Annotated in this window: 13 protein-coding genes; 5 read left to right on the top strand and 8 right to left on the bottom strand. The window is 38.6% G+C overall.

What is annotated here, in order from left to right:
- The 6 genes from hpf to ACTF6W_RS11500 form a co-directional block, all read right to left on the bottom strand.
- Positions 1 to 573 (bottom strand): ribosome hibernation-promoting factor, HPF/YfiA family (gene hpf / locus ACTF6W_RS11525; protein WP_438994694.1); only part of this gene is annotated, 573 nt, incomplete at its 3' end.
- A 212-nt stretch (positions 574 to 785) separates the two neighbouring features.
- Positions 786 to 2,324, bottom strand: coding sequence for an RNA polymerase factor sigma-54 (gene rpoN / locus ACTF6W_RS11520; protein ID WP_438994693.1), 1,539 nt, complete (start codon positions 2,322 to 2,324; stop codon positions 786 to 788).
- A gap of 14 nt (positions 2,325 to 2,338) precedes the next feature.
- Positions 2,339 to 3,112, bottom strand: a complete 774-nt coding sequence (gene lptB / locus ACTF6W_RS11515) for an LPS export ABC transporter ATP-binding protein (RefSeq protein ID WP_438994692.1) — start codon at positions 3,110 to 3,112, stop codon at positions 2,339 to 2,341.
- Between the two features lie 84 nt (positions 3,113 to 3,196).
- Positions 3,197 to 3,727 (bottom strand): LptA/OstA family protein, encoded by a 531-nt coding sequence (locus ACTF6W_RS11510; RefSeq protein WP_438994691.1) that lies wholly within the window; start codon positions 3,725 to 3,727, stop codon positions 3,197 to 3,199.
- Positions 3,727 to 4,404: an LPS export ABC transporter periplasmic protein LptC gene (gene lptC, locus ACTF6W_RS11505; RefSeq protein WP_438994690.1), complete on the bottom strand. Its 678-nt coding sequence runs from the start codon at positions 4,402 to 4,404 to the stop codon at positions 3,727 to 3,729. The genes ACTF6W_RS11510 and lptC overlap by 1 nt, the downstream gene beginning before the upstream one ends.
- Positions 4,405 to 4,582: 178 nt before the next feature.
- Positions 4,583 to 5,197, bottom strand: a complete 615-nt coding sequence (locus ACTF6W_RS11500) for a ribonuclease D (protein WP_438994689.1) — start codon at positions 5,195 to 5,197, stop codon at positions 4,583 to 4,585.
- 143 nt (positions 5,198 to 5,340) lie between these two features.
- Here ACTF6W_RS11500 and ACTF6W_RS11495 point away from each other — a divergent pair, with 143 nt between their 5' ends.
- A complete protein-coding gene (locus ACTF6W_RS11495; protein ID WP_438994688.1) occupies positions 5,341 to 6,603 on the top strand; it encodes a PQQ-dependent sugar dehydrogenase in 1,263 nt (420 codons plus the stop codon).
- 41 nt (positions 6,604 to 6,644) lie between these two features.
- Here ACTF6W_RS11495 and ACTF6W_RS11490 read toward each other — a convergent pair whose 3' ends face one another.
- Complete coding sequence (locus ACTF6W_RS11490) at positions 6,645 to 7,214, bottom strand: gamma-glutamylcyclotransferase family protein (RefSeq protein ID WP_438994687.1); 570 nt, start codon at positions 7,212 to 7,214, stop codon at positions 6,645 to 6,647.
- Positions 7,215 to 7,299: 85 nt separating this feature from the next.
- On the opposite strand from ACTF6W_RS11490, the gene ACTF6W_RS11485 reads away from it, so the two are divergent.
- The 4 genes from ACTF6W_RS11485 (at position 7,300) to glk (ending at position 12,049) form a co-directional block, all read left to right on the top strand.
- On the top strand, positions 7,300 to 8,859 hold the full coding sequence (locus ACTF6W_RS11485) for a sodium/sugar symporter (protein ID WP_438994686.1): 1,560 nt from the start codon (positions 7,300 to 7,302) through the stop codon (positions 8,857 to 8,859).
- Positions 8,860 to 8,943: 84 nt separating this feature from the next.
- Positions 8,944 to 10,287 carry a glucose-6-phosphate dehydrogenase gene (zwf, locus tag ACTF6W_RS11480; RefSeq protein WP_438994685.1) on the top strand — a complete coding sequence of 448 codons (1,344 nt, stop codon included), beginning with the start codon at positions 8,944 to 8,946 and terminating at the stop codon, positions 10,285 to 10,287.
- Between the two features lie 2 nt (positions 10,288 to 10,289).
- Positions 10,290 to 10,988, top strand: a complete 699-nt coding sequence (gene pgl / locus ACTF6W_RS11475; protein WP_438994684.1) for a 6-phosphogluconolactonase — start codon at positions 10,290 to 10,292, stop codon at positions 10,986 to 10,988.
- Positions 10,989 to 11,086: 98 nt separating this feature from the next.
- On the top strand, positions 11,087 to 12,049 hold the full coding sequence (glk, locus tag ACTF6W_RS11470; RefSeq protein WP_438994683.1) for a glucokinase: 963 nt from the start codon (positions 11,087 to 11,089) through the stop codon (positions 12,047 to 12,049).
- On the opposite strand, the gene ACTF6W_RS11465 is transcribed toward glk, so the two are convergent.
- Positions 12,046 to 12,342, bottom strand: a 297-nt coding sequence (locus tag ACTF6W_RS11465) for a 3-keto-disaccharide hydrolase (protein WP_438994682.1), incomplete at its 5' end; no start/stop codon positions are given. The genes glk and ACTF6W_RS11465 overlap by 4 nt on opposite strands.

The following is a 12,342-nucleotide window of genomic DNA, read 5'->3' as shown; positions in this document are numbered from 1 at the left end:
TTTGGGATCTATCCAACCGATGTTACCATCAGGTCTTCTATAAACAACATTAATGCCGCCATGCCCGCTGTTTCTAAACATCAAAGTTTGAAGTTCACCAAGATCAAGGCGCATAACAGCATCACTAACTGTCACTTCTGGAATATCCATATCCATTTCAGCAATGATTACTGGCGTTGTTTCTTCTTCGTCTTTTTGTGTATCTTCAGATGAAACATCAAAAACATTATATTGTGCTTTATAAACAGCATTTAACTCTTCTTTGCTGCTTCGTTCTTTGTGGTGATTGGTAATTCGTCTTTTATATCGACGTAATCTCGTTTCCATTTTGTCGGCTGCGGCGTCAAAAGCCGCATATATATCGGTTTCTTCTGCACTTGATTGTAAAAAAATACCGTGTCCAATATGGATTTTGCAATCTGCCCTATGGAGATGAGCAACTTTTGTCAGCGTGACATCCCCTTCAATAGTATGACTGAAATATTTTTTGACGCTTCCTTCAATACGTGATTCAACATGTTCTTTTAATGATGCGCCAACATCTAATTGTTTTCCAGTTACTGTAATTCTCATTTTAAGTCAGATCCTATCTCAGATAGCTTAGTAATTTGATGCCTAAAGTCATGCATCTTCTTAAAGTCGCGGAAACTAGTGTCATGTGACTAATCTGTCAAGGTTTCACATATTTCAGCTATTTTTCAACTCGTCATATAAATGATATGACTTCGTCTTTTCCTGTCCTATGAGAGTTATGCTATCTGTAATTTCCCTCTCAAACTTGATGATCAAAGGACGGGGTTTTTCATTCTTCTTCTTATTATGGAAGATGGGATTTCTAAAGATTCTCTATATTTCGCCACAGTTCTCCTTGCTATATCAATGCCTTCGGCCCTAATCATTTCTACGATCTTATCATCAGATAGAATTTTCTTAGGGTCTTCGTCATCGATGAGTTGTTTGATTTTATACTTTATTGATCTTGATGAATGCTGGTTGTCACTATCCAGCGAACCAATTGCCGTGGTAAAGAAAAATTTCATTTCAAATATACCTCTTGGGGTAGCAATATATTTGTTGGCTGTGACCCGACTCACTGTGCTTTCATGCATTTCAATAGCTTCAGCGATGGTTTTTAAATTTATAGGCGCTAAATATTGAATACCTTCATTTAAAAACCTCTTTTGCAGACGAACAAGTTCACTTGATACTTTTAGAATTGTATTGGCGCGTTGATCTAGTGCTTTTACGAGCCAGTTGGCTTTTGAAACACACTCATCAATATAATCTTTATCTTCTTTTTTTATATTGTCTGAACCAACCTCTTTTAAATATCGGTTATTCACAAGGACTTTTGGTAGCGTATCATTGTTTAATTCTACAAACCATTTTCCCTTAGGTGATTTCTTAACAAACACGTCAGGGATAACTGTAAAGACAACTTCTTCGCCAAATTCCAATCCTGGCTTAGGATTCAATGATTTGATCTCCTCGACCATATCAAGAAAATCTTCTTTGCTAACATTGCACAATTTTCTTAGATCACTAAATTTGCGTTCCCCAAGCATTTCCAAGTTATTTAAGAAAATTTCCATAGCAGGATCATAACGATCAGCTTGAATTTGTTGAATTTTAAGGCATTCACTTAATGACCTGGCAAAAACACCTAGTGGTTCCAATGTTTGAGCAATTTTAAAAATTCGATCTATGTCTTCTACGTCGCATCCACACCTTTCGGCAATCAGGTGTGTTTCTTCGGTGATATAGCCAGCTTCATCCATTAATCCGATTAAATATTGGATGATTATTTTTTCATAAGGTGCTGCATTGAGTAAAACGAGCTGTTCTTCTAAATGCGATTTTAACGATAAAGTATCGGATTGTTTTTGTTCGAATGTTGTATCAGAGAAATCAAAATTCCCTGATCCCCCCGTGATCATATTACTACCGTTTAAGCCTAAATTTTGTTCTGGTAGCGTGCCCATTTGATCAGAGGCACTATCATCATACATTTCTGAATAATCAGTATCTAATGGTGTGTCTTTTTCAGTGCTGATAGGGGAATGATCTTGAAGGAAATCATCAGTTGTTTTTGTATCTTTATTTTGAGGTGCTTTATCCTTGTCAGCGTCGTTATCTTTTTCTAAGTCATTTCGTTCCGGTGACGCATCGCTATATTCTAGTATTGGGTTCTGAGCCACTTCTTCCGCGACAACTTCAACAAGTTCTATGCTAGAGAGTTGTAGCATTTTTATCGCTTGTTGAAGTTGTGGCGTCAGTACAAGCGACTGTGATTGTTTAATGTCAAGGCGTGGCGTTAATGCCATTTAATATTTCCCCATTATAAACTAAAGTTCTCACCCAAATAAACACGTTTTACGTCTTCGTTTGCGACGATTTCTTCTGGTGTGCCGGACATCAATACTTGACCATCATGAATGATGTATGCGCGGTCAATAATATCTAATGTTTCCCTAACGTTATGGTCGGTGATTAAAACACCAATATCCTTATCTTTTAAATGCGACACAAGGTTTCTGATATCTGCTATGGCTATTGGGTCGATGCCAGCGAATGGTTCATCAAGAAGCATATATGACGGGCCAGAAGCCAAAGCGCGTGCGATCTCAGCACGACGTCTCTCGCCGCCTGATAAGGCGAGGGCAGACGCACTTCGAATATGCTGAATGGCAAATTCATCAAGTAAACTTTCAAGTTTCTCGGCACGTTTTGATGGATTTGGTTCACAAATTTCAAGTACGGACCAAATGTTTTCTTCTACAGTCATACCTCTAAAAATAGAAGATTCCTGCGGAAGGTACCCAATACCAAGGCGGGCCCGTCGATACATGGGCATATGGGTAATGTCATGCCCATCTAATAAAATACGTCCAGAATCAGGTAGTACCAATCCTACCATTGTATAAAAACTTGTGGTTTTTCCGGCGCCATTTGGGCCAAGTAGTCCAACGACTTCGCCTTTACGTATTTGCATGGATATACCGCGAAGGACTGTTTTTTTGCGGTATTTCTTTTCAACGGCATCTACAACAAGACCTTCATCTAATGATGCAGGGTGGTGTTCAGAAGTTGATAGCTTTATTATTTTTTCCATGTGTATATTTTACTCATCAACAGATTAATAATATGTAAGTATTAATATCAAAAAATCAATATTATCAGCTTATTAGTTATGCGGTCATTCACTTTCTGGCGGTATAAATTGGCCACTTACTCGACCTGATCCTTCGCCTTCAACTCTTCCGCCGTCCATCGTGATTTGACCGGTGGACAAATTCACTTGTAGACGCGGGCTTGTCAATTGTCCTTCGGCGTTATTAAATTCCACTTTACCACCTAAAGTAATAATTCTTTCGGCGAAGTCATAAACGCCCCATGTACTGCGAATGGTTTCTGTCGGCGACGTCAATGTGACATTTCCTGACGCATCTAGTCTAGAAATTGAAGAGGTGCTATTTTCCCCTCTTTCCTCTTCATAAAAAACGGTAATTCGATCTGATAAGAGTGACATATCGGATTGTGTCACAACAACATTGCCAGTGAAAAAAGCAATATTTTCTTTTTGCTTTACTTCAAGTCTGTCTGCGCTGATATCAACAGGATTATCAACGTTATGATCTTTCAAAGCAGATTCTTGTGCATTCGAAATAAATATTGAACAAGCAAAAATCAGAAAGGTATTTATTGAGGTTAATTTAAAAAATTTCATTAATTAATATTCCCTGATGTATTTTCCATCAAATTTAATGGTTTTTTGGGATCAAAGTTTATTGTCACATTACCTTCTAAAGTAATGATCTCTTCTTCAACGTTTGCGTTAAATGTATTTGCGCTAAAACGGCCGAATGGGGCGATGCCTTTAACGCCATTTTTTCCTGCCGCTATTTTATCGGCAATAAAGAATGTTGCTTCTGTGGACGTTAGTAAAAATCCAGTTTCAGAAAGAATTGTAATTTCACCACCTAAATCCATGATTTGAGTGCCCGTATTCAAGGCACCTCTCATGGCTTCGATTTCAATGGCTTCTCCTGACGGCAATGACATTTGCGCTAATAAATTCGTAAAGAAATAATCGGTGTGTTCATTTTCTTCACGGTATGCGGACTGTGCTGAGATATTAACGGGGTTATTATTGCGATCAATATCAACATAACTGGGTTTGATCAGTTTTGCTTTTTCATCACGTTCAGGTAGGCGATCAATCGCAAGTGTAAAGCTATTTTCTCGTGAAGCCAAAATCGGGTAAATAATAAGTGAAATCAATGCAATAACCGTGAGAACAGGGACCATTTTTTTAAGATTATCCGCACGATTAGCTTGACGCTCACTTTCATCGAACGTTACCGCTTCATTAGATTTTAAAATTTGATCCGGATTCGTACTCACGTTTTGGTCGTTCCAATTCTATTGCCATGTTCCATTTATTGATTTTAATTGTCTAAAGGTTAATTTTGTCAAAATAATGGAGCATTTTATGACATATATTAAATGTAATCCTAAAGAGTGAACGCATCAAGACAAAAGGGTATATTTGAGAAAGAAATGTCGCAGTTAAGTTATTTTATTAACTATGGGCAAAAATGTCAGTGTTTTCCCAACCTTTTAGGTCGAGTTCACAGCGAGTTGAAAGAAAGTCAAAGCATTTTTTCGCTAAGTCAACACGGTTATGAGTTTTGAGCATTAAATCTAATTTTTCCATCAATTTATGTAGATGATATACATCTGATGCGGCATATTCTAATTGTGCTTTACTTAACTTATCAGCGCCCCAATTGGAGCTTTGTTGTTGTTTGGAAATATCAATATTAAGCAGTTCGCGCACTAAATCTTTTAAACCATGTCGGTCCGTATATGTTCTGACAAGTTTCGAAGCAATTTTTGTACAATAAACCGGTGCCACATTGGCGTTTAAATATTTTTTTAACACCGCAACATCAAAGCGGGCAAAGTGGAAAATTTTTGTGATGTTTTGATCTTCAAGGAGTTTTACTAAATTTGGTGCTTCCGTCTGACCTGCTGCGATTTGCACCAAATGCGCATTTCCGTCGCCTGATGATAACTGCACTAAACATAGTCGATCACGATTTGGGTTTAGCCCCATCGTTTCAGTATCAATCGCTACTGCACCCGTAAATTTTACATTTGCGTCTAGGTCGCCTTTATGAAGTGTGATCGCCATTTTAAGTCCTATCATATTTCGTTTTATCTATTATCTATATATCAAAATGCAAAGCAACATAGAAATGCAAGATAAGGATCAATTGATTTGCGTTATAAGATAACCTATACTTTTTACACAAAATTTATTTAGGGAGAAAAATAATGAATTTATTTGGTAAAAAAGCTGCGATGATGCTTGGGATAGCGGCAGCATCGGCAATGGTGTTTTCTGCTTCTGCGCAGCAGCAAAGACCAAATTATGAAGGCAAACCCGCTTTTGCTGGGCAAACCCGCGCGCCACTTGCGAAAAAAAGCGCAAGATATGAACTTACCGATTTCGTTGTTGGTCTTAACCGACCTTGGGCGATGGCCCATATGCCGAATGGCAATATGATCGTGACTGAAGTACCTGGCCGTATCCGAATTATTAGCCCAGATGGTGATGTTTCGGATCCAGTAAAAGGAGTCCCCGCGGTTCGTGCATGGGGGTCACGCGGATTAAATGACATTATTTTAGATCCTGATTTTGAAAATAACAGAATGATTTACTTCACGTATCTTGGGGCTCCTGATGGATATGACACTGATAATTCCGATGAAGCTTATCAAAAATCTGGACAAGAGCGCCAAGAATGGAATGGACTGTCGCGCGAAGAAAAAGCCGCAAACCCTTGGGGTACATGGCGTGTTGCAAGCGCAAAGCTTTCTTCTGATGAGAAGAACCTCTCGAATGTTAAAGTCATTGTTGAGACAACACCAAGCCGTATGGCATTCGATGATGATGGAAAACTGTTGATTACGACACAGCGTAAAAGCCCAATGGGTTCTCCAAATTTAAAGGATACCTTTGGCACGGTGCTTCGGATTAATAAAGATGGTTCAGTTCCAGCGGATAACCCATTTGTTGGTAACCCTGATGTCAATGACATGGCTTACGTTATTGGGCTTCGTAATTCAAATGGCATGGCCAAGAACCCAATTACTGGTGATTTTTGGGTCGCTGATCAGGGTGGGACTACAGGTGATGAAATTAATGTTTTAGCCGCCGGAAAAGACTATGGTTGGCCCTATGTTGCATATAGTCCTATGCCACGTGAGAGAGCAGAAGGTGAAAGTGGCGTTATGAAAGACGGCACAGAGCAACCAATTTATTACTGGGATCCGTCATTGGCACCATCATCAATGATGTTCTATACGGGCGATATGTTCCCACAATGGAAAGGGAACTTGTTCCTGACAGGGCTATCGTCTGCGCATGTGTCGCGTCTGGTGTTGGTTGGTGATAATGTTGCCGGTGAAGAGCGATTATTAGATGAACCTGGACACCGCTTGCGTCACGTAAGCCAAGGGGCTGATGGCGCAATTTACGTGCTTCAAGATATGCCGATGCGCAAAATTCTAAAAATTTCAGCGCCAGAAGAATAAAACTTTTTTAATATCAAGGGTGAGAAATCGCCCTTGATATATTATTTTCTATTGATTACAGATTCCCGTAATTTTTCTAAATGATCAATCCACGGCTTATTTATGCCATGCATTTTCGCGCCCTTGATCATATATCCAAGATATTTAATAGACGGTGTAAATGGGCCTTTTGGGTTCATAACGCGGTAAAGGTCAGCGTTATACCAAGTGCCACCGGGTGCGATGACTTTAAAAGTTTCACGGCTATAAATTCCTAAGGGAACATCTTCTAAAATATCGAGAGCTTCGATTTCAGATTTCTTAATTTCGTATATTACGCCTTCAACGAGGCCACCTGGTTTTGGGATTATGCTACTGATGCCGCCTTCAAGGTCCGTTGAATATTTTCTAAATTGTATTTCGAAATTTGGAAGCTGCGCTTTGGTGACAAATTTAAGGCTTGGTGTCCATTGACGCATGTAATCTTCATCAAGGTTTGATCCATATCCAAAATGATAAACAATATCGTTACTATCAGGATTTTTTCCGCCAGTATCAAATTCCTGGGCTTGACTAAAAGAAAAGCAGAGTGTCATTAAAAGGATAGAAATTGTTTTGATTACATTTTTCATAATGAATTCCATAAGATTTATATTTTTGGATTTGCCGTTTTTAATGTTATTGCTGTAAAAGAATAAAAACTCAAGAGGATTTTATATGAGCCTATCGACACTCGATATTGGTATTTTTGCGGCTTATGTAGTTGGATTAATTGCAATCGCGACGTTTGTATCACGCGAAAAAGAAGGTCACGATAAGGATACCAAAGATTATTTTCTGGCTGGGAACTCTTTAACGTGGTGGGCCATTGGCGCTTCGCTTATTGCTGCAAATATTTCCGCTGAACAAATAATTGGCATGTCTGGGTCTGGGTATGCGGTTGGTATTGGTATTGCGTCTTATGAATGGCTTGCGGCCATTACCTTGATGATTGTTGGTAAATACTTTCTTCCAATCTTTTTGAAACACCGGATTTATACCATGCCGCAGTACCTTGAGAGAAGGTATAACCATGATGTCCGTCTTGTCATGGCGATATTTTGGATTGGGGTATATATATTCGTCAATCTGACTTCCGTATTATGGCTTGGGGCGTTGGCAATCAATACGGTCGCAGATGTTGATATTTTTTATGGCCTGATTTTCTTAGGCGCGTTTGCCGCGGCTTATTCATTATATGGGGGCCTAAAGGCTGTGGCCTTTACAGATATTATACAGGTTGTGTTGCTTGTCGCAGGAGGGTTTTATCTTTCTTACATAACGCTTAACATTATCAGTGAAGATGCGGGCGTTTTAGCGGGTTTTAGTAAGCTTATGGCATTAGCCCCTGAAAAGTTCGATATGATATTATCAGCTGATAATGAATATTATGAATTGTTGCCCGGCATTACGTCACTGGTTGGTGCGGTTTGGGTTCTACATTTCGCTTATTGGGGATTTAACCAATATATTATTCAACGTGCTCTCGCCGCAAAAAGCATTGGTGAAGCTCAAAAGGGAATCGCTTTTGCCGCAATGCTAAAGTTGATTATGCCTATAATTGTCGTGCTTCCAGGCATTGCTGCATTTGTAATTTTCCCTGAACTTGAAACATCAGATCAGGCATATCCTGCACTAATGAAATTGATGCCCCCGGGTATGCTGGGACTTGTATTTGCAGCATTGGTTGCTGCGATTGTATCCTCGCTCGGGTCAATGACCAATAGTATTTCAACGATTTTTACGATGGATATTTATAGCTATTATAAACCTGATAGAAGTCAGAACCATTATGTGATGGTCGGACGCATCGTTAGTTTTGTTTCGCTGATTATTGCCATGGTTATGGCAAAACCATTGCTTGGAAATTTTGATCAGGCATTTCAATATATTCAAGAATATACGGGGTTCTTTACACCAGGGATTGTTGTGATTTTCTTGCTTGGAATGTTTTGGAACCGGACGACACCAAAAGGGGCATTAGCCGCTGCAATAGGGTCATTTCTTGCGTCACTCGCATTTAAGTTAGTTTGGCCAGCATTGCCATTTTTGGATCGCATGAATTTTGTGTCTGTCATATGTTTTATTCTGGCAGTTTCGGTTTCGTTAATGGTTAAAGAAGAAAGTGATCAAGTCCATGCTATGGAAAAAACGGATTTTCATACGAGTAAAAGCTATAACTTGGTTGGTGTTGCTGTCCTGATAGTCTTATCTGTTATTTATATTAGTTGGTGGTAATCACATTTATCAAATGTGAAAATATATGTTGTCTGCAACCGTGTAACCGATTACATAATAAGCCATACTTTGAGAGAAATATGAATGAAACTTGATTTTGTTATATTTGGTGGTGTGGGGGATCTTTCACTAAGAAAACTGCTTCCGTCACTTTATTTTTTGTTTCGTGATGGTAACATGCCGCGCGGTAGTCGGATTATATGCGCCTCAAGAGGGGCGCTCTCACGTGATGAATTCAATGAATTAATCGAATTGAAATTAAGAGAGTTTATGGGATCTCATTTTGACGAAAATGTTTTCGCTGACTTCTTCTCACATTTATCATATTTTAAAATCGATTTAATTCATTCGCCGGATTGGCAACAATTATCAGCTGAACTCTCATTAGCAGCTGAACCACGAAATATTATTTATTATATGTCTGTTCCGCCTACTTTATTTGCTACCGTATGTGAACAATTAAGCGCACATCATTTAAATTCGACTTATTCTAAAGTTGTTGTTGAAAAACCTTTAGGTGAAGATTACCAAAGCGCACTTTCAATAAATCAATTGCTTAGGAAGGCATTTAAAGAAGAACAAATATATCGCATTGATCATTATCTAGGCAAAAAAGCGATACAAGATATTATCAAAATGCGCTTTGAAAATAAGGCACTTGATAACGTTTGGAATAAAGATCATATCGAGAAAATAAAAATTACCGTATCAGAAACTGTAGGCGTGGAAGGGCGGATAGAATTTATTGATCGTGCTGGAATTTTACGGGATATGGTTCAAAACCATTTAATGCAGATTTTGTCGCTTCTTTTAATGGAAATGCCGGAAGAATTAAATGATGAAGAAATACGCGATGCAAAAGTCGCCGTTATTAATACCCTAAGACCCATTACGGAAACGAATGTTAAATCTCATACCATCAAAGCGCAATATAGCGATGGAGTTGTGGGTGGCGTAACTGTCCCATCCTACCAAGAAGAAATTACAGGAAAAGCAGAAGGGTGTGGAGAAACGTTTGTTGCATTAAAAGCATTTGTTGATAATCAAAAATGGCAAGATGTTCCGATTTATTTAAAAACGGGTAAAAGGCTATCTGATCGAAGCGCACAGATTGAAGTAATTTTTAAAGAAGGTAATAGCCAAAAAATTACCATAGAAATTCAACCAAACATCGAATTTAGAAATTTGACAGATTTTACGAACCTTATTAATGAGCAAGCGTTAAATGAACAAACAAATGCCCGTATCCCGGAAGCATATGAAAATCTTATTCATCAGGTGATAAAGGGTGAGCAAGCTAATTTCGTACGTGATGATGAAATATTGGCATCATGGAAGTGGATTGATGGCATCCGAGATGCTTGGGAAAAGACAAACCAAAAAATGATAGAATATAAAGCAGGGTCAAGTGGACCGGAATTGAAATAAAAATGCCGAACATAAAAGAATTCAAATTTGAAAATAAAAGAGAACTCGTCGCAAAATTAAACAAAAACGTAATAAAAGCTTTATCAACAGGTATCGAGATTAATGGCAAAGCTTCAATGCTTTTATCAGGGGGCACGACGCCTGGCCCCCTATATCAATCTATCTCGCAATCAGAACTGGAATGGGAAAAGGTTTTCTTTGCGCCCACAGATGAAAGATGGGTTGCGCCAGATCATAAAGACAGTAATGAAAAATTAATCCGTGAAACTTTAATTCAAAATCAAGCAAGTAATGCCAATTATATCGGATTAAAAACATCACCTGAAAACCCAATTGATGGTCAAAAAGAGACGGTAATCTTAATCAATAAAATGCCCCGTCCATTTGACATTGTGCTTCTTGGTATGGGAACTGATGGTCATACGGCGTCTCTCTTTCCGGGGGTTCAGGATGCCATAGAAGCAATGGATGAAAATAATGATCAGCTATGTGCTGCCATCAAAAGAGGAAATGGTGAAGTAGACCGCATAACGATGACTTTAAATTGTCTATTAGATGCTAAAAAGATTATATTATATTTTTACGGTGATGAGAAATTAGCGGTCTTTGAGAAAGCAAAAGAAGCTAAAAGTTTATCACTTCCCGTTAGTTATTTACTGCATCAAAATAAAACCCCGGTAGAATTATATTGGTCGGTGTAATGCTTGATTGACATTGGCTTGATATAATGATGAAGTAGTGCGAACTATAAGATACCGCTGAGTGTATATGCAGCGTAGTGAATACAGGGCCGAAGTAAATGGATTCAAAATTTTTAGTTGCCGATATCGGTGGTACCAATGTGCGTTTTGCCATCGCAAATATTGATGAAAATCTCGATATTCAATTAAATGATGTCAATATGTACCCGACGGAAAATTGGCTTTATTTAGAAGATGCCGTTAATGATTATCTAGCTCAGGTTGGTAAGCGTGTCAAAAAAGCATCCATTGCATTTGCGGGACCAGTTAATAAAGATGAAGTTTCCATGACCAATGGGACATGGCAATTTAACCAGTCGGAACTTGCGTCATATTTACATATGGAAGAAGTTATAGTCATGAATGACTATTATGCGCACGCATGCTCGATGCCAATATTAAAAGATGACCAGTTGATCAAAATTGGCGGCGGTGAATCCATTAAAAACGGCAATATGGTTGTGCTTGGCCCAGGGACAGGTGTTGGTGTTGGCGCCATTGTTTCAGTTGGTGAAAAATGGAAAGCGGTTGCTAGTGAAGGGGGGCATATTGGCTTTTCACCAAGTGGCGCTCTTGAAAAAGAAATTTTCAAGATTACAGCAGACGATTATAATAGGGTTTCTATAGAGGAGCTAATGTCTGGCCGGGGATTAAGTAATATACATTTTGCACTTGGAAAAATTAAAGGTTTGGATCAATCCAAAATTAGACCCGCTACAATAAACAAATTGGCGACTGAGGAAAATGATGAAAATTCGGTCCAAGCTATAAAAATATTCTCTGGTATGTTAGGTAGTTTTGCGAGCGATATGGCAGGAACATTTAATGCCACAGCGGGTGTCTTTCTCGCGGGCGGGATGTTACCTAAAATGCAGCAGTTTTTTCTAGAGAGTGATTTTAGGGCAAAATTTGAAGAAAATGAAAAGTTGCCCTTTGTAAAATCAATTGAAACATATTTAATTATAGAAAAATACCCCGCACTTTATGGTGCCGCAGCCCATTATTCCGGTATGTTTCTTTAATCCTTACTTATGTCAAGGAGCATAATATTGCGGAATTCGGTAGGATGAGTTTCCGCTTGTAAAGCAATATAGCCTTCAGTAACAGGCACACCATCTTTCATAGGATGAGCGGGTTGTTCTTCATCATTGGCATCGGCGATTGGTTTTTTATATTCCATCACGAGTTCACCATTAATATATTGACGCATATATTCATCGCCTTTTACTTCTAATTCCGCAGTAACCCATTGATCACCGTGAAAGGTTTTTGAATTAGAATCCATGCAATGTGTTTTCTCAAGTTTCCCATTTAG

Origin of the sequence: Pseudemcibacter sp. (assembly GCF_965661635.1) — a bacterium.
Taxonomy (GTDB): Bacteria; Pseudomonadota; Alphaproteobacteria; order Sphingomonadales; family Emcibacteraceae; genus Pseudemcibacter.
Note: the sequence above shows the minus strand (reverse complement) of the source record. Positions and strands in the feature narration are given on the sequence as shown.